Annotated in this window: 20 protein-coding genes and 1 tRNA gene; 14 read left to right on the forward strand and 7 right to left on the reverse strand. The window is 62.7% G+C overall.

Annotation, left to right across the window (positions count from 1 at the left end; genetic code table 11):
- Positions 1-76: 76 nt before the first annotated feature.
- Positions 77-1,912 carry an ABC transporter ATP-binding protein gene (locus C2L64_RS04780; RefSeq protein WP_009770791.1) on the reverse strand — a complete coding sequence of 612 codons (1,836 nt, stop codon included), beginning with the start codon at positions 1,910-1,912 and terminating at the stop codon, positions 77-79.
- A 737-nt stretch (positions 1,913-2,649) separates the two neighbouring features.
- Here C2L64_RS04780 and C2L64_RS04785 point away from each other — a divergent pair.
- From C2L64_RS04785 to C2L64_RS04795, 3 genes are all read left to right on the forward strand, one after another.
- Positions 2,650-3,714 (forward strand): glycosyltransferase family 4 protein, encoded by a 1,065-nt coding sequence (locus tag C2L64_RS04785; protein WP_079499989.1) that lies wholly within the window; start codon positions 2,650-2,652, stop codon positions 3,712-3,714.
- Positions 3,715-3,966: 252 nt separating this feature from the next.
- Positions 3,967-4,824 carry a hypothetical protein gene (locus C2L64_RS04790; protein WP_090835759.1) on the forward strand — a complete coding sequence of 286 codons (858 nt, stop codon included), beginning with the start codon at positions 3,967-3,969 and terminating at the stop codon, positions 4,822-4,824.
- A gap of 94 nt (positions 4,825-4,918) precedes the next feature.
- On the forward strand, positions 4,919-5,368 hold the full coding sequence (locus C2L64_RS04795; protein WP_090835806.1) for a DUF2214 family protein: 450 nt from the start codon (positions 4,919-4,921) through the stop codon (positions 5,366-5,368).
- A gap of 17 nt (positions 5,369-5,385) precedes the next feature.
- Here the strand turns inward: C2L64_RS04795 and C2L64_RS54040 are convergent, their stop codons facing one another.
- The 5 genes from C2L64_RS54040 to C2L64_RS04815 all read right to left on the reverse strand — a co-directional run bounded on the left by C2L64_RS54040 (position 5,386) and on the right by C2L64_RS04815 (position 8,044).
- Positions 5,386-5,559: a hypothetical protein gene (locus C2L64_RS54040; RefSeq protein ID WP_167306977.1), complete on the reverse strand. Its 174-nt coding sequence runs from the start codon at positions 5,557-5,559 to the stop codon at positions 5,386-5,388.
- Between the two features lie 287 nt (positions 5,560-5,846).
- Positions 5,847-5,921: transfer RNA gene (locus tag C2L64_RS04800), tRNA-Val, on the reverse strand.
- Between the two features lie 48 nt (positions 5,922-5,969).
- Positions 5,970-6,719 (reverse strand): DNA polymerase III subunit epsilon, encoded by a 750-nt coding sequence (gene dnaQ, locus C2L64_RS04805; protein ID WP_079499986.1) that lies wholly within the window; start codon positions 6,717-6,719, stop codon positions 5,970-5,972.
- A 66-nt stretch (positions 6,720-6,785) separates the two neighbouring features.
- Positions 6,786-7,232, reverse strand: coding sequence for a ribonuclease HI (gene rnhA, locus C2L64_RS04810; RefSeq protein WP_007748049.1), 447 nt, complete (start codon positions 7,230-7,232; stop codon positions 6,786-6,788).
- Positions 7,229-8,044, reverse strand: coding sequence for a class I SAM-dependent methyltransferase (locus C2L64_RS04815; RefSeq protein WP_009770793.1), 816 nt, complete (start codon positions 8,042-8,044; stop codon positions 7,229-7,231). The genes rnhA and C2L64_RS04815 overlap by 4 nt, the downstream gene beginning before the upstream one ends.
- Before the next feature lie 19 nt (positions 8,045-8,063).
- Between C2L64_RS04815 and gloB the strand changes: the two genes are divergently transcribed.
- From gloB to C2L64_RS04850, 7 genes are all read left to right on the forward strand, one after another.
- Complete coding sequence (gene gloB, locus C2L64_RS04820; RefSeq protein WP_090835805.1) at positions 8,064-8,855, forward strand: hydroxyacylglutathione hydrolase; 792 nt, start codon at positions 8,064-8,066, stop codon at positions 8,853-8,855.
- Between the two features lie 155 nt (positions 8,856-9,010).
- Complete coding sequence (locus C2L64_RS04825) at positions 9,011-10,687, forward strand: transglycosylase SLT domain-containing protein (RefSeq protein ID WP_007748054.1); 1,677 nt, start codon at positions 9,011-9,013, stop codon at positions 10,685-10,687.
- A 269-nt stretch (positions 10,688-10,956) separates the two neighbouring features.
- Positions 10,957-12,201 (forward strand): MFS transporter, encoded by a 1,245-nt coding sequence (locus tag C2L64_RS04830; RefSeq protein WP_090835758.1) that lies wholly within the window; start codon positions 10,957-10,959, stop codon positions 12,199-12,201.
- A 456-nt stretch (positions 12,202-12,657) separates the two neighbouring features.
- Positions 12,658-13,812, forward strand: coding sequence for a glutamine-hydrolyzing carbamoyl-phosphate synthase small subunit (gene carA / locus C2L64_RS04835; RefSeq protein ID WP_090835757.1), 1,155 nt, complete (start codon positions 12,658-12,660; stop codon positions 13,810-13,812).
- Between the two features lie 137 nt (positions 13,813-13,949).
- Positions 13,950-17,204, forward strand: coding sequence for a carbamoyl-phosphate synthase large subunit (gene carB / locus C2L64_RS04840; protein ID WP_090835756.1), 3,255 nt, complete (start codon positions 13,950-13,952; stop codon positions 17,202-17,204).
- A gap of 152 nt (positions 17,205-17,356) precedes the next feature.
- Entirely contained in the window at positions 17,357-17,833 is a 477-nt protein-coding gene (gene greA, locus C2L64_RS04845; RefSeq protein WP_007748062.1) for a transcription elongation factor GreA, read from the forward strand.
- Between the two features lie 19 nt (positions 17,834-17,852).
- The gene (locus tag C2L64_RS04850) at positions 17,853-18,359 is read left to right on the forward strand and encodes a DUF4149 domain-containing protein (protein WP_009770796.1); all 507 of its coding nucleotides are present in this window, start codon (positions 17,853-17,855) and stop codon (positions 18,357-18,359) included.
- A 158-nt stretch (positions 18,360-18,517) separates the two neighbouring features.
- Here C2L64_RS04850 and C2L64_RS04855 read toward each other — a convergent pair whose 3' ends face one another.
- Positions 18,518-19,060: a YhbY family RNA-binding protein gene (locus C2L64_RS04855; protein ID WP_090835755.1), complete on the reverse strand. Its 543-nt coding sequence runs from the start codon at positions 19,058-19,060 to the stop codon at positions 18,518-18,520.
- Positions 19,061-19,359: 299 nt separating this feature from the next.
- On the opposite strand from C2L64_RS04855, the gene C2L64_RS04860 reads away from it, so the two are divergent.
- The 4 genes from C2L64_RS04860 to glmM all read left to right on the forward strand — a co-directional run bounded on the left by C2L64_RS04860 (position 19,360) and on the right by glmM (position 24,506).
- Entirely contained in the window at positions 19,360-20,022 is a 663-nt protein-coding gene (locus tag C2L64_RS04860) for an RlmE family RNA methyltransferase (protein WP_079499980.1), read from the forward strand.
- 187 nt (positions 20,023-20,209) lie between these two features.
- Positions 20,210-22,099, forward strand: a complete 1,890-nt coding sequence (gene ftsH / locus C2L64_RS04865) for an ATP-dependent zinc metalloprotease FtsH (RefSeq protein WP_007748092.1) — start codon at positions 20,210-20,212, stop codon at positions 22,097-22,099.
- 177 nt (positions 22,100-22,276) lie between these two features.
- Positions 22,277-23,119, forward strand: a complete 843-nt coding sequence (gene folP / locus C2L64_RS04870) for a dihydropteroate synthase (protein WP_090835754.1) — start codon at positions 22,277-22,279, stop codon at positions 23,117-23,119.
- Positions 23,120-23,147: 28 nt separating this feature from the next.
- Positions 23,148-24,506 carry a phosphoglucosamine mutase gene (glmM, locus tag C2L64_RS04875; RefSeq protein ID WP_007748096.1) on the forward strand — a complete coding sequence of 453 codons (1,359 nt, stop codon included), beginning with the start codon at positions 23,148-23,150 and terminating at the stop codon, positions 24,504-24,506.
- Positions 24,507-24,668 lie beyond the last annotated feature (162 nt).

Consider the following 24,668-nt stretch of genomic DNA (forward strand, 5'->3'; position numbering starts at 1 on the left):
TTCTCGCTGTCACACCAATAGAAAAAGCCGCTTCATCGAAGCGGCTTTTTTCATCGCGCGTCAGTTCAGAAGCGCATCACGCTACATGCTGCTCGTCGAACTTCTTGCCGCCGACGTGCAGTGTCGAATGCTTGCCGAACTGCTTCGACAGCAGGTCGCGATACAGGCCCGGACGGTTGCGCAATTCTTCGGGGCTGCCGTCGTCGATCACCTTGCCCGCGCTCATCACAATGATGCGGTCGAAGTTGTGCAGCGTCGACAGGCGGTGCGCGATCGCGACCACCGTGCGGCCGACCATCAGCCGGTCGAGGGCTTTCTGGATCGCTTCCTCGGACGCGCTGTCGAGCGCGGAGGTCGCTTCGTCGAGCAGCAGGATCGGCGCGTTCTTCAGGATCGCGCGCGCAATCGCGATGCGCTGACGCTGGCCACCCGACAGCTTCACGCCGCGGTCGCCGACGATCGTATCGAAGCCTTCCGGCATCGCCTCGATAAAGTCCGAGCAGCGGGCTTCGCGCGCGGCGGCGAGCACTTCGTCGCGCGTCGCTTCGGGCCGGCCGTACGCGATGTTTTCATAGACCGAGCGGTGGAACAGCGAGATGTCCTGCGGCACCAGCGCGATCGAGTGGCGCAGGCTGTCCTGCGAGATCGACGAGACATCCTGGCCGTCGATCAGGATGCGTCCGGCCTGGGTTTCATAAAAGCGTTGCAGCAGCGCGAGCACGGTCGACTTGCCCGCGCCCGACTTGCCGATCAGGCCGACGCGCTGGCCCGCCGGAATGTCGAGATCGAAATGATCGAGAATCGGGCGGCGCTTTGGATACGCGAACGTCACCTTGTCGAAAGTCACGCGGCCGCCTTGCGGCACGAGTTCGACGGCGTCGTTGTGGTCAGGCATGCCGTGCGGCTCAAGTAGCGTCTTCACGGCTTCCGCGAGACGCGCGACGTGCTGCGTTACGTCGACGAGCGCGACGGCCAGATCGCGCGTGCCGTGCAGGATCGTAAAACCAAGCGAGCTGACGAGCACGATGTCGCCCGAGGTCGCCTTGCCCTGATCCCAGAGCCACAGCGCCCAGCCGAGCAGCCCCGCCGACAGCAGCGCCGTGATGACCGCGTGCAGCAGACGCAGCTTCTCCAGATACAGCAGGCTTTGCTGGCGCGCGACCATTTCCGACTTCACGGTCGCGCTGAAGCGTTTCTGCTCGCGGAACGTCATGCCGAACGCGCGCACGAGGCCCATGTTGCCGATCACGTCGACGAGTTCGCCGTCGACGGCAGCCGCCCTGCTCGCGAAGGTGTGATGGCGAGCCGAGCCACGGCCAGCCAGCTTGAACAGCACGACCGACAGAATCGCCGAGCAGGTCAGCAGGCCGAGCGCCATCAACGGATTGACGGCGGTGATCATCACGATCGCGCCGACCACCGCGATGCACGGCGGCAGCACGTTCCACGCGGTCGTGTTTTCCGCTGTGTAGACGGCGTTCGAGGTCGCCGTGATCCGGCTCGCCAGTGTGCCCGGCTGTTTCTCCGCGTAGTAGGTCGGCGAATGGCCTGTCAGATACTGGAACAGGTCCTTGCGCAGATCGCCCGTGACGGCCACGAACGTATGCGCGGCGACCCACCCGCCGACGCGCCACAACAGGTTGTCGGCGGCGATCAGGCCGACCAGGATCGCGAACGCGCCCCACAGCGGCCCCGGATGATGACGGCCCGCGCCGAGCACGTCGATCAGATGTTTGATCGCGTATTGCGAAGCGAGCGCACAGCCCACGGCCGCGAACACGCTGCCCAGTACGATCAGATGAGCAACCGGGTGGCGTCGGATAAAGCGGAAAAGGAACGCAAGCGGCCTGTGCGCATAGCTCGCAAGCTTTGCGTTATGGGCGTTTCGCTGGGCAATGGTCAGATGTTCCAATTGTTCGTTTGGTCTGTCAGTGTCGGTTTGAGACGTCTGAAACGGGTTCAGGTCGTGCAACGGTCGTGCCTGGGAACGGCCCGTAACACCAGCGTAGGCCTCGCATTGTAAACATGCAAAAGCCATTTCGCATGGCGGTACAGCCAATGGGGGCGCGATTATTTTCGCGACACGTACCGGTAAGGTTTCCCACCTTGACCCGCGAGCGGGCAAGGGGTTCACGACAGCGCCGTGAATTTTCGAGATATAATTACAGATTGCATACGAGCCGGCGAGGCGGAATTTCATTGAGTTCCAGCCGTCGCAGACGGGTCAACGATGACCGCGGTCGAACGGCTTGCGACGCCAGTGCCGAAGCAGGGCTCCTACTGTAAAACACCTTGAGAAAACAAGGGTTTGCGAAGTGTTTCGCGTTTGTAACAACGTAAAGACTTTGAAATGTAGGGGCCGGTCCGCGAGACAGGCATCGATAATGCATGCTCGGTCGCGTCAGGAAAAAACTGACAGTTTGTCAACGTTCGTTCGTTAGCTGCGTTTATGGCTTTGAGCACAGACTTTGACATCGACCAAGCTGGCGTCTTACCAAGCGATCCATCGCAGGAATTTCTCGAAAGAATCAGGCTCGTGTCCGGTGCAGCTTCAGGCTGCATGCCGAACCGGGCGCCCTGGCGAGCAAGCGAAGTCGCTTTTTCCAAACTGCAGTCTTTTTGCCTGATTTTTTACGAGGAGTTCTCCCTATGCGAATCGCTCAAATCGCTCCCTTGCACGAGGCGGTTCCTCCCAAGCTCTATGGCGGCACGGAACGCGTCGTGTCGTACCTGACGGAAGCGCTCGTCGAGCTGGGACATGACGTGACGCTTTTTGCCAGTGGCGATTCGCAAACCTCGGCAAAGCTCGAAGCTTTCTGGCCGCAGGCGTTGCGTCTGGACCCGACCATCCGCGACGTGATGGCGCCGCACATGTTGCTGCTCGAAGAAGTCCGCCGCCGCGCGGAAGAATTCGACGTGCTGCATTTCCACATCGACTACTACCCGTTCTCGCTGTTCGCGCGCCAGCCGGTGCCGTTCCTGACGACCATGCACGGCCGTCTCGATCTGCCCGAACTGCAGCCGGTCTTCAACACGTTCAGCGACGTGCCCGTCGTGTCGATCTCGGACAACCAGCGCCAGCCGCTGCAGCAGGCGCACTGGCTGTCGACGGTGTACCACGGCCTGCCGGAAAACGTGCTCACGCCGATCCCCAACGTCGAGCCGGGCTACCTCGCATTCCTCGGCCGCGTCTCGCCGGAGAAGGGCCTCGACCGCGCGATCCGCATCGCCGGCCAGGCAGGCATGAAGCTCAAGGTCGCCGCGAAGATCGACAAGGCCGACCGCGCCTATTACGAAGAAGTGATCAAGCCGCTGATGGCGCTGCCGCACGTCGAGTACATCGGCGAAATCGGCGAAGCCGAAAAGCGTGAGTTCCTCGGCAACGCGCATGCACTGGTGTTCCCGATCGACTGGCCGGAGCCCTTCGGTCTGGTGATGATCGAAGCCATGGCATGCGGTACGCCCGTGATCGCGTTCAAGCGCGGCTCGGTGCCGGAAGTGATCGAAAACGGCGTGTCGGGCTTCGTCGTCGAAGACGAAATCAGCGCTGTTGCTGCCCTCAAGCGTCTCGACCAGCTGCCGCGCGCGCAAGTGCGCAAGGCGTTCGAATCGCGCTTCTCGTCGAAGGTGATGGCAAAGAACTACCTGAAGACGTACGAAGAACTGCTGCACGCGAAGCGCCGCACGGTGCTGCGCGAAGTCAACGCAAGCTGATCTTCGCCGAAGCAGGCCGCGCTGGAGACGGTTGTTTAGCTCGTGCGCGGTCGGTTAGATGGGCCGACAACGCCCCGCATGTGTCGAACATGCGGGGCGTTGTTGCATTTGCGCCGCACGCCGATGCGAAACGCGCGGGGAATGTACCGAAAGTGTGCGTTCGTGGTCCTGCAACCGTGAGACGAATCGGTAATATCCCTATAATGGCCGTGCCGCAAATCCGGCGCAGCCGGTCGATATGAGGAGATTGCTTTGGCGAGAACGAAACAGACGCGTGCGAGCGCGGCGCCCGGCGCCGGCACGATGTTCGCGCTTCGCGCCATCGGTCTCGTGATACTGGCGCGCTGGCTCTTCTCGATGGGTGAGATGGACCCGCTGACGGCACTGCAGGCGATGGCCTCGTCGCCGTGGGCGTGCATCAATCTCGTCTTCCTCTTTCTGCTGATCTTCCTGCCGGGCGCGAAGGCGCGCGCCGAGCGGCCGTTCCATCCGTTGCCGCAATGGTTGCGTCAGGCGCTGCGCGTGTTTGCGTTCCTGGGTTTGCTGTTCGCGGTCTGGTCGGTGGGCGCGTTCGTCTGGGCGGCCGGCTGGCGGCGCGCGTTCAACGCGGTCGCCGCGACCAACGGCTGGCTGCTCGCCGCGCCAACGCTGTACGCCGTGGTCGTGTGGATCTGCCGTCCGCGGGCGCTGTGGCGCACGAATATCGCTGCACGCCGCTTCGCGATTGGTCGCTTTGCCATTTCGATCGATGCCGTCACCCGGACGGCCATCGTGTGGGCTGAAAGCCGCAAGCTCGGCCAGTACGACGCGCGCGAGTTGTCGTTGCGCTGGCACGACGGGACTGAGCGCGCGGCCGGTGTGCCGCGCGCGGCGCAGGCCGTCGATCTGTCAGGCGCGCAGCCTGCGACCATGCCTCCCATTTCGAACGGCCACGCGACGCTCGAGCGCGCGGGTGTCGGCGGCTTGCTGCGCCGTCCGAAAGTCGAGTTGATGTGGGATTCGCCCGCTGCCGCCGGCCACAACCGGCAGACCGTGTTCAGGACGCCGCTCTCGACGGAAGGCGATCGCGTCGCGGCGCGGGCGCTCGACGCGAGTCTGCGCCAGGCCTGAATTTTCTTTCCGGGTGCGGTCCTCGCGTCCGTGCATCCACGGCCCCGAATGGGCCTGAAGCGCCAACCGCTTTGCATCGTTCATGGAGCTGTCCATGCTGATCCGTTGGTTGCTGGCCGCTGTCCATCTGCTGGGTTATGGCTTCGCGCTCGCCGCGATCATCGGGCGCACGCGCGGGCTGCGTCGGCTGTCCGGTCCGGCTGGTCTACAGCGCGTCTTCGTTGCGGACAACGTCTGGGGCATCACGGCCGTCGTTCTGATCGTCACGGGCTTGATGCGCGTGTTCGGTGGCTTTGAGAAGGGCGCGGACTACTACCTGCACGAGTCGCTCTTTCACGTGAAGATGACGGCGCTCGTGCTGATCCTGGCTCTTGAGATCGCGCCGATGATGACCTTGATCCGCTGGCGTCTCGCCGTCAGAAACGGCGAGACGCCGGATCTCTCCCGCGCCCGCCGCTTTGCCCGAACGGGGCACTGGCAATCCATTCTGCTGGTCGTGATGGTGTTTGCCGCGTCGGGCATGGCGCGCGGCATTGGCGCGTAGTTGTCGACGGATGGCTTTCAGCGCGGGCTGATGCGACACCACTGCCACGCGAGCACGCCTTTGCCGATCCCGGCTTCATATGGCATGCACGAGGCCGCGTCGAAGCTGGAGTCGGCGCGCTCGCCTCGACGAAGCGAACCCGCGTTGGGCTGGAACCTGAAGGTCCATTGGTTGAAGACCATCCGCTGCATGGCGAAGCTCGAAGTCGCGGTGCGTGTGGAAATCGGCGGGAGGACCTGCACATTTCGTCGGCAGTAGGTCACGCTGTGCGCTGCGTTTATCGTGGTGGTAACGAAGTAAGAACCGTGCCCGGGTAATCGGGATTAAGACGAACTTAACCAGCCGAACGCAGAATCGATGGGACGCGTGAGGGACGAAACGGGCAACAGATTGGCGCGGAGAAAATGAAAAAGGGCTTAGGTTGTTAAACCTAAGCCCTTAATTCTTCGGTGTTCGTCTTTACCGACACCAGAAATTCTGGTGGGTAGTACTGGGATCGAACCAGTGACCCCTGCCGTGTGAAGGCAGTGCTCTACCGCTGAGCTAACCACCCGAAGAGCTGTGCATTATGTCAGCACTTTTAGACTTCGACAAGTACTTTTTAAGCGATTTGCGCATCCGCTGTCGCCGAGACATCTTCCGCAGCCGGTTGGGTGCGCCACACGCTCGTTCCCTTCACCGATTTGTCGAGACCATCGAGCAATGCTTCGTGTTCGGCCAGTTCGTCTTCCGTCGCAGTGAGCACGACGAGTTCGAGCGTGTCGAGCTTCACGCGCTTCGCGCCGCCTGCATGGCCCGCTGCCGCCTCGCCGATCATGTCGATCACGAGGCTTTCCTGGCCGCGCGTCATCGCGAGGTACACCTCGGCGAGCAGTTCCGAGTCGAGCAGTGCGCCGTGCAGCGTGCGGTGCGCGTTGCTGATGCCGAAGCGGTCGCACAGCGCGTCGAGCGAATTGCGCTTGCCCGGGAACATCGACTTCGCGCGCACGAGCGTGTCGATCACCTCGCCGCAATGCTCGGTGAACGGCGGCAACCCCAGCAGCGAGAACTCGGCGTTAAGAAAGCCGATATCGAAGGGCGCGTTGTGAATGATGAGTTCCGCGTCCGTTACGAAATCGCGCAGCGCGTCGGCGATCTCCGCGAACTTGGGCTTGTCGCGCAGGAATTCCGTCGTCAGTCCGTGTACGGCTAGCGCGCCCGGATCGCTGTCGCGCTCGGGATTGACGTAGAAGTGCAGGTTGTTGCCCGTCAGCCGGCGGTTCACCAGCTCGACGCAGCCGATTTCGATGATCCGGTCGCCGCTCTTCGCATTCAGTCCTGTCGTTTCCGTATCGAGGATGATTTGACGCATGTCGGTGTTGCCTGTCTGTGGTGATGCGTGAAAAGAATGGAGCGTTCTTAAATGCGCTGCTGAAGATTAAAGCTGCGTCAGCGAGGCCACGCCGCGATTGGCGAGCGCGTCTGCGCGTTCGTTCTCCGGATGCCCCGCATGGCCCTTGACCCAGCGCCACTCGAGCTCATGCTGCTGCGTGAGCGCATCGAGCCGCTTCCAGAGATCCGAGTTTTTCACGGGCGCCTTGGCGGCCGTCACCCAACCTTTCTTCTTCCAGCCGTGAATCCATTCGCTGATGCCTTTCTGCACGTACTGCGAGTCTGTGTGCACGATCGCCTTGCATGGGCGCTTCAACGCTTCGAGCGCGGCGATCACGGCCATCAGTTCCATGCGGTTGTTGGTCGTGTTCGCTTCGCCGCCGAACAGTTCTTTCTCCTGCGCGCCGTAGCGCAACAGCGCGCCCCAGCCGCCGGGTCCGGGATTGCCCTTGCAGGCGCCGTCGGTAAAGATTTCGATCAGATCTGAACTCATTTTGCCTTGTTGCGGGTGTTGGGCGTGGCGGCGGGCGCGAGGCCGGCGGCCAGCACGGGCTTCTTGACTTTCAGCGGACCGACGAGGCGCATGCCGCGCACGCGCTTGATCGCCGTGACCATGTAGACGGCGCCGAAAATCGGCCACCAGCGGTCGCCGGCGGCTTCCATGAACTCATAACGCGACAGCCATTTTTCGCCGACGAGGGGCGGACGATAGCAGCCGAAGCGTCCGCGTTCAAGGTCGAAACCAAGCAGCTTGATCCAGTCCTTGAGACGCGTGAACGCGATCAGATCATGCGCCGCGGGCACGAACGGCCGCCCCGTGACCTTGCCGACCGACTGCCGCGCGCCCCACAGCGACAGCGAATTGAAGCCGAGGATGATCAACTGCCCTTCGGGCATCAGCACGCGTTCGGCTTCGCGCAGCAGGCGGTGCGGATCGCGCGTGAACTCCAGCGTGTGAGGCATCACGATCAGATCGACGCTTTGCGCCTCGAACGGCAGATCGAGCAGGTCGCACCAGACGGCGCTGCGTCCGGACGGCGCGTGACGCTCGGGCAGCCCTCCCGCGACGCCGCGCGGAAACGTGTATGGCGCGCTCGCGCCGCTTTCGGCGTCGAGCACGAGGCCGCGGCAGGGCATGCGGTTCTCGCGCAGCGCGTCGAGTTGCGGCAGGCCCAGTTGCAGCGCGTGATAGCCGAATACGTCGGACACGACGCGGTCGAGCTGCGCCTGCTCCCACTCCAGCACATAGTGTCCGGGAGGGGATGTGGTCCAGGCTGGCCAGTCTATAATCGTTCGGTCAGACATGTTGAAGAATGCGTCGCCTATGAATTCGCTCGAGTACGTACCTGTCCCGGCGTTTGATGACAATTACATCTGGGTCGTGTCGGACGGCCATCACGCCGTCGTCGTCGATCCGGGCGACGCCGCCCCGGTGAAGGCTTATCTGGCAAAACGGGGATGGCGGCTGAGCGCTATTTTACTCACGCACCATCATGCCGACCACGTCGGCGGAGTGGCCGATCTGCTGGATGGCCAGGTTGTGCCCGTCTACGGCCCCGCCGGAGAAGCGATTCCGTACCTGACGGAGCGCCTCAAACAGGGCGATAAAGTGCACATCGTGGCGCCCGCGCTCGATTTCACCATTCTCGACGTGCCCGGTCACACGAGTGGCCATATCGCGTATTTCCAGGCGGCCGATCCGCGCGGCACGCCGCACGTGTTCTGCGGCGACACGCTGTTCGCCTGCGGTTGCGGCCGGCTGTTCGAAGGGACGCCCGCGCAGATGCTGAATTCGCTCGATGCGCTCGCCGGCTTGCCCGGCGAAACGGAAGTGCATTGCGCGCACGAATACACGCTGTCGAACATCCGCTTCGCGCTCGCGTGCGAGCCTGACAACGCAAAGCTGCAAGCCTGGCGCGACGAAGCGACGGATCTGCGCGCGCGCCATGTGCCGACGCTGCCCACGACGATCGCGCACGAGCGCGCCGTCAACCCGTTCTTGCGCGCGGGCGAGCGGTCTGTTCAGGCGACGCTCGCCGAGCAGTTGCATGAATCGGTGCCGGATCGGTTGGCCGCTTTCACGTTGATGCGAGAATGGAAGAACAGGTTCCGCTGACCAGGTAAACTATGGGGGCATGCTCATCCGAATCGTAGAAAGAAACGCCAAGCCTCAGATTTGGCTACGTTTTTCACATTATTCTGATTGACGGAAAGGGCGGTCTTTCGTACTATCGGCTGCAAATTCCAGCCCCTTTGGAAGCCGAGACGTTCATGAGATTTATCTTTAGCGCGTTGTTGGTCCTGACGCTCGCCGCCTGCGCGAGTCAAGGGCCAGCAACGAACAGCCTTTCCACTGCTTCCGATCCCGCTAGCCAGCAAGCCGTAGCCGACGCCCTTCGCAAGACTGCCACCGCCAAAGAAACGATCAACGTCGACCAGGGTTCCGTCGACCAGTTGACGAGCGCGGACAGCGATCTCTGGGGCCGTATCCGCCGTGGTTTTCAGATGCCCGACCTGCAGACCGACCTCGTCGACATGCAGGTCAACTGGTACGCGCAGCGCCCGGACTACGTCCAGCGCATGACCGAACGGTCGCAGAAGTACCTGTATCACATCGTCGAAGAGCTGGAAGCGCGCCATATGCCGACCGAGCTGGCGCTCCTGCCGTTCATCGAATCCGCGTATAACCCGCAGGCGCTGTCGGTCGCGAAGGCGGCGGGCATGTGGCAGTTCGTGCCTGGCACGGGCCGCACGTACAACCTCAAGCAGAACATGTGGCAGGACGAGCGCCGCGACGTGCTCGCCTCCACCAGTGCCGCGCTCGACTATCTGTCGCGTCTGCACGATATGTTCGGCGACTGGTATCTGGCGCTCGCTGCGTATAACTGGGGCGAGGGCAACGTGCAGCGCGCGATCGCGCGTAACGAGGCGGCCGGTCTGCCGACGGACTACCAGAGCCTGCGCATGCCGATGGAAACGCGCAATTACGTGCCGAAGCTGCAGGCCGTCAAGAACATCGTGACGAACCCGCAGGTCTATGGGCTCACGCTGCCGTCCATTCCGAACCATCCGTACTTCGTGACGGTGACGACTTCGCACGATATCGACGTCGACACCGCGGCGAAGCTCGCGAACATGACGCCGGATGAATTCCGTTCGCTGAACCCGTCGTTCAAGAAGCCGGTCATTCTGGGCGCGACGCAGCCGCAGATCCTGCTGCCGTTCGACAACGCCAGCGCGTTCGAACGCAACTTGAAGTCGTACACGGGTTCGCTGTCGTCGTGGACGACCTATACGGTCACCGAGCGCTCGCGTCCGGCCGCGATTGCCGAAAAGATCGGCGTCGATCCCGACACGCTGATGGCCGTCAACAAGATTCCGGCCGGCATGCGCCTGAAGCCGGGCTCGACGATCGTCGTGCCGCGCGCCGATGACGACGACGAAGACATCAGCGCCGACGTCGCTGAAAGCGCCGTGCTCGCGATCGAGCCGGACGTGCCCGACACGCGCAAGATGCTGATCCGCGTGCGCCGCAAGCAGTCGATGGCGATGATCGCCGACCGTTACGACGTGTCGATCGGTCAGTTGAAGGCCTGGAACCGGACGAAGCGCGATCTCGTGACACCGGGGCAGGTGGTCGTGCTGCACGTCCCCGTCGGCAAGTCGATGCCGAGCGAGCCGGGTCCGCAGAAACTGGCGACGGTGCCCGTCGGCGGCGGTGTCGAGAAGGCCAGCGCCCAGGTCGCAGACACGCGGTCCGAATCGCGCTACGATAAGAAACGAGGCCGCGGCCAGACTGGCGTGGTGAAGGTGTCGGAACCGGTAGCCAAGCCCGCCGCAGCAAAAGGCAAGGTGACGAAGGTTTCGACGGAAGCGGCCGGCAAGGCGTCGAAGGCTGATACCACTAGCCGCCATAAGGTCTCGGCCAACGCGAAGAAGGGCAAGTAAACAACAGCGGCCTTCTCGAGGATGACCGAACATGCGCTGCGGGGGCAGCGTATGAAGTGCGCTCCGATCTCTCCTCGTTTTCCTTGACGCCGTCACCTGAGGTGACGGCGTTTTTCATTTCGACCGACGTTTCCCTACGGGAACCCATACGCGGACCCATACGCGGACCCATACGGGAGCCCGTACGCGATGCGCGGTCTTGCACCACGATGGACATGATTGGGCTATCGTTCACCCTCGGGCCCGCCTGGCCAACTCGCTGACGCCTCATGTTCTCGACGCCGCTTCGTGTTTTTCTCCTGTTCTCCGCCGGTTATTTCGTCTCGTACGTGTTTCGTGGCGTGAATCTCGGTTTCGCGCCGCTGATCACGCACGAGCTCGGCTTGACGGCCGCCGATCTAGGTCTGCTGACGAGCCTTTACTTTCTCGGCTTCGCAGGCGCGCAACTGCCTGCCGGTGTACTGCTTGATCACTACGGCGCGCGTCGCGTGACGGCGGGGATGCTGCTGTTCGCCGCCGCAGGCATTGGCGTATTCGGTGTGGCGCACGGCGTCGGGACAATGATGATCGGGCGGCTGCTGATCGGCGTCGGCGTGTCGGTGTGCCTGGGCGGCGCGTTCAAGGCGCTGGCGCAGCATTTCCCGGCGGCGCGCCTGCCGCTGATCAATGGGCTCGTGATGGCCGTCGGCGGTCTGGGCGGCGTCGTGGTCGGTTCGCCGCTGACGTGGCTGCTGACCTTTGCAAGCTGGCGCGCCGTCTGTTTTGGGCTCGTCATTCTCACGATCATCGTGGCGGCGATGCTATGGGCGTTCGCGCCCGAAACCAAGGAGACGCACCATCAGGCCAGCCTCGTCAGCCAGTTCAAGGGCACGTGGCATATCCTGCGCAGTGCGGCGTTCTGGAAGATCGCGTCGTTTTCGGTCGTCACGCAAGGCGTGTTCTACGCAATGCAGTCGCTGTGGGTGGGCGCCTGGTTGCGCGACGTGTCGGGCTTCCAGTCGCATGAAGCGGCTGCGTTCGTGTCGGTGCTCGGTTTCGCGATGATGGCCGGCTGCGTCGGCTTCGGCGCGGCGGCGCGCAGCATGGAGCGGCGTGGGCTGTCGCTGTATGCGTTTTGCGGCATCGGCATGGTGCTTTTCGTCATCACGCAACTGCTGATCATGTTGCGTGCGCCGCTGCCCGCGGGATTGCTGTGGGCGGCTTATGGGATTTTCGGCGGCGTCGGCATTCTGAGTTATGCGGTGCTCGCGCGCCATTTTCCGCAACATCTGATCGGACGCGCAAATACGACGCTGACGCTGATCATTTTTCTGCTGATCTTCGGCTTCCAGATTGGCGTCGGCGCCGTGCTGTCGCGCTGGACACCCGTCGACGGTCACTATCCACCCGCCGCGCATCTGACCGCGTGGGGCATTCTCGTTGCACTGCAACTGGCGAGCGCCATCTGGTACGTGCTGCCGAGCCGTGTGCTGGCCAGAAGTCCGGCGCACGTGCACGCAGAACATCAGCCGTAAGCTGCCGGGCATATCCTGATACACGGTGAAGGGCCCGCCAGGCGGCTTGCGCGGCAAGCTGATTGCGCCCCGAGCGCCTGACGATGCCAGCTTCGCCGCGCCATCGCCCATCTCGGATTTGAAGAGAAGGGTCATTTCAGGCTATAATTTCAAGGTTTGAGCTTATCAACCCGCACCCTAGCGCCTACCTCTCCCATACCGTTCATCCGCCGCGTTTCGTTGTAGTCCCGGTTGTTTTTCATGAGTGAAACCTCCCGGCTACTGTCGCCAGCGGCCCGCAACCAGCCAGTTCGCCTACACAATGGGCCGACTGCGAGCTCCGCGGCGCCCGATGCGACCCTCCGCGAACAGCGACAACGCGAGCGAGCCTGCGCGCGCATCGAATGATGCGCCTCGCCGCGGCCCGCACGGTCGGATAGACAGGTCGGCAACAGGGTGCTCCCCAAGGAGTCTCCCGTGTTGCCGTCATTTTCTCCCGCTCTGCTCGCGCTCGCCGACGGCACGGTCTTTCGTGGTTACTCGATCGGCGCGCCCGGTCATACGATCGGTGAAGTCGTCTTCAATACGGCCATCACCGGCTATCAGGAAATCCTGACCGACCCCAGCTACGCGCGCCAGATCGTCACGCTGACGTATCCGCACATCGGCAATGTTGGTGTGAACGCCGAAGATGTCGAAGCCACGAAAGTCCATGCCGCCGGCCTGATCATCCGTGATCTGCCTGTTCTCGCGTCGAATTTCCGCATGGAGCGCACGCTCCCGGATTACCTGAAGGCGGAAGGCGTTGTCGCGATCGCCGGTATCGACACCCGCAAGCTCACGCGCGTGCTGCGCGACAAGGGCGCGCAAAACGGCGCGATTCTCGCCGGCTCGGATGACGAAGCGCAGGCAATCGAACTCGCGCGCTCGTTCCCCGGCCTCGCGGGCATGGACCTCGCGAAGGTCGTATCGACGCAAAAGCCGTACGAATGGAAGCAGACGGAATGGCGCCTGGGCAGCGGCTACGGCATGCAGAACACGCCGCGCTACCGCGTCGTCGCGTTCGACTTCGGCGTGAAGTACAACATTCTGCGGATGCTCGCGGAACGCGGCTGCCAGGTCACGGTGCTGCCGGCGCAAGCCACGGCGGCTGACGCGCTCGCGCTGAATCCGGACGGCATCTTCCTGTCGAACGGCCCCGGCGACCCCGAACCGTGCGATTACGCGATCGCTGCGACGCGCGAATTCATCGAGAGTGGCATTCCGACGTTCGGTATCTGCCTTGGCCATCAGATCATGGGTCTCGCCGTCGGCGCGAAGACGATGAAGATGAAGACGGGCCACCACGGCGCGAATCATCCCGTGAAGGACCTCGGGGACGGCCGCGTCGTGATCACGTCGCAGAACCACGGCTTCGCGGTCGACGCCGACACGCTGCCCGCTAATGCGAAGGTGACGCACGTGTCGCTGTTCGACGGCACGCTGCAAGGCTTCGCGCTGACGGACAAGCCGGCATTCTGCTTTCAGGGCCACCCGGAAGCATCGCCCGGTCCGAATGACATCGCCTATCTGTTCGACCGCTTCACCGCGTTGATGGACGAGGCGAAGGGCAGCAAGTCGGCCGCGGCGTAAGCAAGCGCTCGCACAAGCAGCGACGGAAGAAAGCGCGCCCCGCGACGCCGTTCGGCACAGCCCATACGGGCCGGCCCGAACGGCACACCGCCGGCGCGCCAACAGTAAGAACTCAGGAATACATTAGCGAGAGCGTTATGCCCAAGCGGACAGACATCAAGAGCATCCTCATTATCGGCGCGGGTCCGATCATCATCGGCCAGGCGTGCGAGTTCGACTACTCGGGCGCGCAGGCGTGCAAGGCGCTGCGTGAGGAAGGCTACAAGGTCATTCTCGTCAACAGCAATCCGGCGACGATCATGACCGACCCGAACACGGCCGACGTCACCTACATCGAGCCGATCACGTGGGAAGTGGTCGAGCGCATCATCGCGAAGGAGCGCCCGGACGCGATCCTGCCGACGATGGGCGGCCAGACCGCGCTGAACTGCGCGCTCGATCTGCATCACCACGGCGTGCTGGAAAAGTACAAGGTGGAATTGATCGGCGCGTCGCCGGAAGCGATCGACAAGGCTGAAGACCGTCAGAAGTTCAAGGACGCGATGACGAAGATCGGCCTCGGCTCGGCGAAGTCGGGCATCGCGCATTCGATGGAAGAAGCGTTGCAGGTGCAAGCGGAAATCGCGGCGTTCACGGGTGGCGGCGGCTACCCGATCGTGATCCGTCCGTCGTTCACGCTCGGCGGCTCGGGCGGTGGCATCGCGTATAACCGCGAAGAATTCGAAGAAATCTGCAAGCGCGGTCTCGATCTGTCGCCGACGCGCGAACTGCTGATCGAAGAATCGCTGCTCGGCTGGAAAGAGTACGAGATGGAAGTGGTCCGCGATAAAAAGGACAACTGCATCATCGTCTGCTCGATCGAAAACCTCGACCCGATGGGCATCCACACGGGCGACTCGATTACCGTCGCGCCGGCGCAGACGCTCACCGACAAGGAATATCAGATCCTGCGTAACGCATCGCTCGCGGTGCTGCGCGAGATCGGCGTCGATACGGGCGGCTCGAACGTGCAGTTCTCGATCAATCCCGTCGATGGCCGGATGATCGTGATCGAAATGAACCCGCGCGTGTCGCGTTCGTCGGCTTTGGCGTCGAAGGCGACGGGCTTCCCGATCGCGAAGGTCGCGGCGAAGCTGGCAGTCGGCTACACGCTGGACGAACTGAAGAACGAAATCACGGGCGGTCAGACGCCGGCATCGTTCGAACCGACCATCGATTACGTCGTCACGAAGATTCCGCGTTTTGCGTTCGAGAAATTCCGTGAAGCCGATCCGCGTCTGACCACGCAGATGAAGTCGGTCGGCGAAGTGATGGCGATCGGCCGCACGTTCCAGGAATCGTTCCAGAAGGCGCTGCGCGGTCTGGAAGTCGGCGTCGACGGTCTGGACGAAAAGACCACGAGCCGCGATGAAGTGATCCGCGAGATCGGCGAAGCCGGTCCGGACCGCATCTGGTATGTCGGTGACGCGTTCCGCCTCGGTCTGACGCAACAGGAAATCTTCGAGGAAACGGCGATCGACCCGTGGTTCCTCGCGCAGATCGAAGAGATCGTCCGCAAGGAAAAGGCGCTCGAAGGCCGCACGCTCGCGAGCCTCACGAAAGAAGAGCTGATTTATCTGAAGCAGAGCGGCTTCTCGGATCGCCGCCTTGCGAAGCTGATCGGCGCGACGGGCGCCGACGTGCGCAAGCGCCGTATCGAACTGAACGTGCGCCCCGTGTACAAGCGCGTCGATACCTGCGCGGCCGAGTTCGCGACGAAGACGGCCTACATGTACTCGACGTACGAAGAAGAGTGCGAAGCGAACCCGACGAACAACAAGAAGATCATGGTGCTGGGCGGCGGCCCGAACCGGATCGGCCAGGGCATCGAGTTCGACTACTGCTGCGTGCATGCCGCGCTCGCCATGCGCGAAGACGGCTACGAAACGATCATGGTCAACTGCAACCCTGAAACCGTTTCGACCGACTACGACACGTCGGACCGTCTGTACTTCGAGCCGCTGACGCTCGAAGACGTGCTCGAAATCGTCGACAAGGAAAAGCCGCTCGGCGTGATCGTCCAGTACGGCGGCCAGACGCCGCTGAAGCTCGCGCTCGATCTCGAGGCGAACGGCGTGCCCATCGTCGGCACGTCGCCGGACATGATCGACGCCGCAGAAGACCGCGAGCGTTTCCAGAAGCTGCTGCAGGACCTCGGTCTGCGTCAGCCGCCGAACCGCACCGCGCGCGCGGAAGACGAAGCGCTCAAGCTCGCCGACGAAATCGGTTATCCGCTTGTCGTGCGTCCGTCATACGTGCTCGGCGGCCGCGCGATGGAAATCGTCCACGAGCCGCGCGACCTCGAGCGCTATATGCGCGAGGCCGTGAAGGTGTCGAACGATTCGCCCGTGTTGCTGGACCGCTTCCTGAACGACGCGATCGAATGCGACGTGGACTGCATCTCGGACGGCGACACGGTGTTCATCGGCGGCGTGATGGAACACATCGAGCAGGCAGGCGTGCACTCGGGCGACTCGGCTTGCTCGCTGCCGCCGTACTCGCTGTCGAAGGAAACCGTCGCTGAACTCAAGCGCCAGACGGGCGCGATGGCAAAGGCGCTGAACGTGATCGGCTTGATGAACGTGCAGTTCGCGATCCAGCAGGTGCCGCAGGCTGACGGTTCGAAGCTGGACGTCATCTACGTGCTCGAAGTGAACCCGCGCGCTTCGCGTACGGTGCCGTACGTGTCGAAGGCGACCAGCCTGCCGCTCGCGAAGATCGCGGCGCGCGCAATGGTCGGCCAGAAGCTCGCCCAGCAGGGCGTGACGAAGGAAGTCATCCCGCCGTACTTCAGCGTGAAGGAAGCGGTGTTCCCGTTCGTCAAGTTCCCGACTGTCGACCCGGTGCTCGGACCCGAAATGCGTTCGACGGGTGAAGTGATGGGCGTGGGCCAAACCTTCGGCGAGGCGCTTTTCAAGTCGCAGCTCGCAGCGGGTTCGCGTCTGCCGGAGACGGGCACCGTGCTGTTGACCGTGATGGACGCCGACAAGCCGAAGGCCGTCGAAGTCGCGCGTATGCTGCATGAGTTGGGCTATCCGCTCGTCGCGACGAAGGGCACGGCGGCGGCGATCGAAGCGGCGGGCGTTCCGGTGAAGGTCGTCAACAAGGTGAAGGACGGCCGTCCGCACATCGTCGATATGATCAAGAACGGCGAGATCGCACTCGTCTTCACGACCGTCGACGAAACGCGTGCAGCCATCGCCGATTCGCGTTCGATCCGCATGAGCGCGCAGGCGAACAAGGTCACGTACTACACGACGATGTCGGGCGCGCGTGCCGCCGTCGAAGGCCTGCGTTATCTGAAGGACCTGGAAGTCTATGATTTACAAGGCCTCCATGCTCGCCTAAACTAAGGCTTCAGTTTCCTGTCCAAGTCGTAAGTGCCGCGGTTAAGCGGCGTCCCTAAGGTGTCAGATCGGGCTTTGTGCCACGTTTGCGCACCGTAGCGGGATGCACTTAACCGCGGTGATTTTTTTTGTGGCTGTCTTTTGCCAAAGAGTTGTTTATGAGCACTATTCCATTGACGAAGCGCGGCGCAGACCAACTGCGCGACGAATTGCAGCGCCTGAAATCGGTTGAGCGTCCGTCTGTCATCAACTCGATCTCGGAAGCGCGCGCCCAGGGCGATCTGTCGGAAAACGCCGAGTACGACGCTGCGAAAGAGAAGCAGGGCTTTATCGAAGGCCGCATCGCTGAAATCGAATCGAAGCTGGCGGGCGCGCAAATCATCGATCCGTCCGCACTCGACGCGGAAGGCCGCGTTGTGTTCGCCGCGACGGTCGATCTGGAAGATCTGGGTTCGGGTGCTTCGGTTACCTATCAAATTGTCGGCGATGACGAAGCCGATCTCGAGCACGGCCTGATTTCCGTCAGCTCGCCGATCGCGCGCGCGCTGATCGGCAAGACGGAAGGCGATGTCGCGTCGGTGCAGGCACCGGGCGGCGTGCGCGAGTACGAAATCATCGCGGTCCGTTACATCTGAGGCGGCTGCCGTGTCTTCGATGCCGCATCGCCTGTTCCGCCTCTTGACGGTCGTTTGGATCGGCAGCTTGCTGACCATTGGCTATGCTGTGGCGCCCGTGCTGTTCACGTCGCTCGACCGGGTGACGGCGGGCGCGGTCGCGGCGCAACTGTTTCGCATCGAAGGCGTGATCGGCGTGGTGTGCGGCGTGCTGCTGCTTGCGCTGTGCAACGTGCTGGTCCGCCGTGGCGGCGATGCGTATCGGCGTCTGCGCTGGCTGATTGCCGGCATGCTGGTGTGCGTGCTGGTCGGCTACTTTGCGCTGCAACCGTTCATGAATGCGCTGCGCGTCGCCGCACAGGAAGCCGGCACGGATGTCGGCCACTCTGTTTATGCAAGCCGCTTTGGCATGCTGCACGGCGTGTCGAGCGTGTTCTATCTGATCGAAAGCCTGTTGGGCATCGTGCTCGTGTGGAAGCTGCCGGCGGGAACGGGCATCGCCGTGGAGCGAGGCGCGGGACGCGTCGCTGGCCGGACGGCGGGATAGCGTATCGACGCTGATCGCGTCCGCGTGGGCGAGTAGCTTGGCTCGACAGCACTCAAGTACGCGACGGATCGCCGCACGAGGCGCGGCGCCCGGTAAATTCTCTTCGGTCGGCGCGGCCCAGTCCAAATATCAAACCGGTTTTCCGCGCGACGCCCGTTTTACTTCGACGTCTGATGCATGCGCTTTGCGCTGGTCTGGCGTTTCTTCGCTTTCTTGATGTTGCCGCCCGCGGTGACGCGCTCGTTGCCGCGCACCACCAGTTTCTGCGCTTTTGGCTTGCGCAGCGGATTTTCGGACGGCTTGACGACCTTCACGACGCGAGGCGCGCGTCCTTTGCCCGCCGGTGCATCGCCGAGGGCCTCACGGACGCTCGGCAGCGCGCCGCGCTTCGCTTTCGTGGCGGCGGGAGCGCGCTCGGTGGCCACCTTTTCCGGCTTCCAGATGACGAGCAGCTTGCCGATATGCTGGATCGGCGCCGCACTCAGGCGATCGCAGATTTCGTCGTAGATGGCGATGCGCTCTTCGCGCTCGTCGCCGAACACACGGATCTTGATCAGCTGGTGCGCTTTAAGATGGACCTTGATTTCAGTCAGCACGGCATCGGTCAGCCCTTCGGCGCCGACGATCACGACCGGCTTGAGCGCGTGAGCCTGGGAGCGCAATTCGGCGCGTTGTTCGGAAGAAACTTTGAGGGCTGGCATGAGAAGTAGAGGACTCGACTAAAATGGCGACGCCCGCGAGCAGGGACCGGTGGTCCGGCAAACCGGCGATCCGGCGGAACAGCAGGCGGTGCGCGAAAAATCAGGAAACTGCGGTTAGGCAACTGCGGGCGATGAATCCGGCATCAAGGCCGGCGCCAGGTGCGATGGCAGCGGCGACGGCAGCGCGGACTACCAGCAGAATCACGAGCGCGGAAGGCGGCCTTTGGCTGCAGCCGCGCGAATTAAACGCGTATTATCCGCTAAAAGCGCGGCATTACGTAGCAAGAGTTCAACGTTTAATGGCAAAAAACAAGTTCAACACGTCGTGGCTGCACGACCACATCAACGATCCGTACGTGAAAATGGCACAGCGGGAGGGCTATCGCGCCCGCGCAGCCTACAAGCTGAAGGAAATCGACGAGCAGGACAAGCTGATCCGGCCGGGTCAGGTCATCGTCGATCTGGGCGCGGCGCCCGGCAGCTGGAGCCAGTACGTACGCAACAAGCTCGCGCAGGGCAAGCACCGCGACGCACAGCGGGACGGCGGGATCGACGGCACAATCATCGCGCTCGACCTGCTGCCGATGGAGCCGATCGCCGACGTTCATTTCATTCAGGGCGACTTCCGCGAGGACAATGTTCTCGAACAACTGGAAGAAGTGGTCGGAGAGCGCGATGTCGATCTTGTAATTTCGGATATGGCGCCCAACCTGTCGGGAGTGGGGGTGGCGGATGCCGCGCGAATCGAGCATGTGTGCGATCTCGCGCTGGAGTTTTCGCAAAACCACCTCAAACCTGATGGTGCCCTTTTAGTTAAATGCTTTCACGGCAGCGGTTACAGCCAGATTGTCGAAAAGTTCAAGCATCAGTTTAAGACGGTGGCCGCTCGCAAACCGAAGGCGTCTCGGGACAAATCCTCCGAGACGTTTATTCTGGGAAGGCATCTGAAGCGACCCCGTTAAAAACGGGTGCAGTGATATGTAAGCCCGCATTTCCGGCACGCCGGAAAATAAGAGCGCTGAGGTTGCGCGGTACGCTATTTATGCGGTAGCGAATGCTTATGGCAGGGGTCTTCGGACTGGATTAGAATGCCTGAGTGGTGCCGCAAGGCAAATGTAGGCGCTTGTCTATGAGTGAAGGAGTGGTGCTTTGAACAACAACATGTTTTCGAAAGCAGCAGTGTGGCTGGTGATCGCACTGGTGCTGTTTACGGTGTTCAAGCAGTTCGACAAGCCCCGTGTCCAGGAAGGCGTTTCGTATTCGCAGTTCATGGACGACGCGAAAAGCGGCAAGGTCAAGAGCGTGATCGTTCAGGGGCGCAACCTCACGGTGACGCCGGCCGACGGTCAGAAGTATCAGATCGTGTCGCCGGGCGACATCTGGATGGTCGGCGACCTGATGAAGTATGGCGTGCAGGTCAGCGGCAAGGCGGATGACGAGCCGAACGCGCTGGTGTCCGCGTTGTATTACCTCGGGCCAACCATCCTGATCATCGGGTTTTGGTTCTACATGATGAGACAGATGCAGGGAGGCGGGAAAGGTGGTGCGTTCTCGTTCGGTAAATCCCGTGCGCGTCTGATCGATGAGAACAACAACGCAATCAATTTCTCGGATGTCGCCGGCTGCGACGAGGCCAAGGAAGAAGTGTCCGAACTGGTCGACTTCCTGCGCGATCCGCAGAAGTTCCAGAAGCTCGGCGGCCGCATTCCACGCGGTGTGCTGCTGGTTGGTCCGCCAGGAACCGGTAAGACGTTGCTCGCGCGCGCTATCGCTGGTGAGGCGAAGGTGCCGTTCTTCAGCATCTCGGGTTCGGACTTCGTCGAAATGTTCGTCGGCGTTGGCGCGGCTCGTGTGCGTGACATGTTCGAGCAGGCGAAGAAGCATGCGCCTTGCATCGTGTTCATCGACGAAATCGACGCGGTCGGCCGTCATCGCGGCGCCGGCATGGGCGGCGGCAACGACGAGCGCGAACAGACGCTGAACCAGATGCTCGTCGAGATGGACGGCTTCGAAGCGAACTCGGGTGTGATCGTGATCGCCGCGACGAACCGTTCGGACGTGCTGGACAAGGCGCTGCTGCGTCCGGGCCGTTTCGACCGTCAGGTGTATGTCGGTTTGCCGGATATCCGTGGCCGCGAGCACATCATGAAGGTGCACTTGCGCAAGGTACCGATCTCGAACGACGTCGACGCGGCAGTGATCGCGCGTGGCACGCCGGGCTTCTCGGGCGCCGATCTGGCGAACCTCGTGAACGAAGCGGCGCTGTTCGCCGCGCGTCGCGGCAAGCGCATCGTCGAAATGCAGGACTTCGAGGACGCGAAGGACAAGATCTTCATGGGTCCGGAGCGCAAGTCGGCCGTGATCCGCGAAGACGCGAAGCGCGCGACGGCTTACCACGAGTCCGGCCATGCGGTGATCGCCAAGCTGCTGCCGAAGGCGGACCCGGTGCACAAGGTCACGATCATCCCGCGCGGTCGTGCGTTGGGCGTGACGTGGCAGTTGCCGGAGCACGACAACGAAACGTATTCGAAGGATTACCTGCTCGACCGTCTGGCCATCCTGTTCGGCGGGCGCGTGGCGGAAGAGCTGTTCCTGAACCTGATCAGCACGGGCGCATCCGACGACTTCAACAAGGCGACGGCCACCGCGCGTGCGATGGTGGCTCGCTTCGGTATGACCGACGCGTTGGGACCGATGGTCTACGTCGACGACGAGAACGATGCGTCGCCGTTCGGCCGGGGCTTCACGCGCACCATTTCGGAAGCGACGCAGCAGAAGGTCGACGCGGAAATCCGTCGCGTGCTGGACGACCAGTACAACCTCGCGAAGCGCTTGCTCGACGCAAATCGCGACAAGGTCGAGGCGATGACCGCAGCACTGATGGAGTGGGAAACGATCGACGCCGATCAGATCAACGACATCATGGCTGGCCGTCCGCCGCGCTCGCCGAAGAGCTCGCCGTCGCCTACCGACGCATCGGGCGGCAGCAGCCCGGGCACGGAAGTGAAGCCTGGCAGCGCGACCGCGCCGGCTACCTGATGATCGGTTAAAGGTGTTTTACGGGCCGGTGTGTTTTCACACCGGCCCGTTTTCATTTCTAATGCTGCTCGGATCGCGATACGGTCGTTTCGCGGTCGTTCTTAACCCTTCGCCTTCGTAGTACGGTCCTGTCTCGTGTCAAACGCCAATTCCCCGCTTTATCCCATTCCAGAGCCGATGCAATGCGGCCGGTTCACCTTTACGTTCGAACGCCCGCTCGTGATGGGCATTCTGAATGTCACACCCGATTCGTTTTCCGACGGTGGTCTGTACGCAGAGCCCAGCAAGGCGCGGCTGCAGGCGGAGCTGATGCTGGCCGACGGCGCCGACATCATCGACATTGGCGGCGAGTCGACGCGGCCCGGTGCGCCGCCCGTACCGCTCCAAGATGAGCTGGATCGCGTGATACCCCTAGTCAAGGAACTGAGCGACGCAGGTATTCCCGTATCCGTCGACACGTATAAACCTGAAGTTATGCGCCATGCGCTGGCGGCCGGCGCTGATCTGATTAATGATATCTGGGGCTTCAGGATGCCCGGCGCGATCGACGCCGTGAAGGACAGCCAATGTGGTCTGTGCGTGATGCATATGCTCGGCGAACCGCAGACGATGCAGGTCGGCGAACCCGCCTACGCGGACGTCGTCGCTGAGATCCGCGCCTTCCTCGACGAACGTGTCAATACGATGATGAGCGCAGGTGTTGCGAAAAATCGCATCAGCGTCGATCCAGGATTCGGATTTGGCAAGACGGTCGAGCATAATTACGCGCTGCTCGCTCACCTGTCTCAGACCGCGCCGATCGTCGGCACGCCGCTGCCCATTCTGGCCGGCATGTCGCGCAAGTCGATGCTGGGCGCTGTCGTGGACAGGCCTGCGCGGCAACGCGTAGCGGCGAGTGTCGCGGCGGCCGTATGCGCGGCTGAACGGGGGGCGGCGATCATCCGCGTGCATGACGTAGAGCAGACGGTGGATGCACTAAAAGTATGGGCGGCGACGCGCGATGCAGCGCGGCGCGCCTGATCTCCACGCTTGGGAGGAAAATTCCAATATGGCACGTCGATATTTCGGAACGGATGGGATTCGAGGCAAGGTCGGCGAAGCGCCGATCACGCCTGACTTTGTGCTGCGGCTCGGCTACGCAGCCGGCAAGGTGCTCGCGGGCGCCGACACCTGGGCGAATACGGGCAAGCGGCCTACGGTGCTGATCGGCAAGGACACGCGTGTGTCGGGCTACATGCTCGAAGCGGCGCTGGAGTCGGGCTTCTCGGCGGCAGGTGTCGACGTGATGCTGGCGGGGCCGATGCCGACGCCGGGCGTCGCATATCTGACGCGCGCACTGCGTCTTGCGGCGGGTGTGGTGATCAGCGCCTCGCACAATCCGTACTACGACAACGGCATCAAGTTCTTCTCCGCCGACGGCAACAAGCTGCCGGACGAAGTCGAACTGCAGATCGAAGAGCAACTGGACAAGCCGCTCGATTGCGCGCCGTCCGAGCGCCTCGGCAAGGCGCGACGTCTGGACGACGCGGCAGGCCGTTACATCGAGTTCTGCAAGAGCACCTTCCCGCAGGCGTTCGATCTGCGCGGCATGAAGCTGGTCGTCGACTGCGCGCACGGCGCGGCGTACGACGTCGCGCCGCAAGTGTTCCATGAACTCGGTGCGGACGTGATCACGATCGGCGTATCGCCGAACGGCTTCAACATCAACGACGGCGTCGGTGCGACGGCGCCCGACGCGCTCGTGCGCGCGGTGCGCGCGAACAAGGCGGATCTCGGCATCGCGCTCGATGGCGACGCCGACCGCCTGCAGGTCGTCGACGCGAACGGGCGGCTCTACAACGGCGACGAGCTGCTGTACGTGCTGGTGCAGGACCGGATCGCGACGCAAGGCAAGGTTGAAGGCGCAGTGGGCACGCTGATGACCAACATGGCTGTCGAAGTGGCGCTGAAGAAGGTGGGCGTGCAGTTCGTGCGTGCCGCCGTCGGCGACCGCTACGTGCTGGAACAACTGCGCGAGCATGGCTGGGAACTCGGCGCGGAAGGTTCGGGCCACATCCTGTCGCTGGATCGCCATTCGACGGGCGACGGTATCGTCTCCGCGCTGCTGGTGCTGGCAGCGATGCAGCGCAGCGGCCGGTCGCTCGAGCAACTGCTCGAAGGCGTCAATCTGTTCCCGCAGAAGCTGATCAACGTGCGGATGCAGCCGGGCGCGGACTGGAAGGGCAGCGACGCGATCCGCCGCGCGATCAGTGAGGCGGAAGGCGCGCTCGACGGCAGCGGGCGCGTACTGATCCGCGCGTCGGGCACTGAGCCCGTCCTGCGCGTGATGGTCGAGGCCGCGCAAGAAAAGGACGCCGTGCATCATGCGGAAACGATCGCGGACGTCGTGAAGCAAGCGACGACCTGAGTCGCGACTGAAGCGTTTCGACGAGAAGGGCGGCTCTATGCCGCCCTTTTTTTCACGCAACCGTCTGATTAAGCGCCCGAGCCCGCAAACGTTCGCGACGGGCCGATTTCGAGCGTAAAACCGCCTATCCAAAGCACATCTGCTTCCGCAGTAGAAACCCTG

It is taken from the genome of Paraburkholderia hospita (assembly GCF_002902965.1).
GTDB classification, from domain to species: Bacteria; Pseudomonadota; Gammaproteobacteria; order Burkholderiales; family Burkholderiaceae; genus Paraburkholderia; species Paraburkholderia hospita.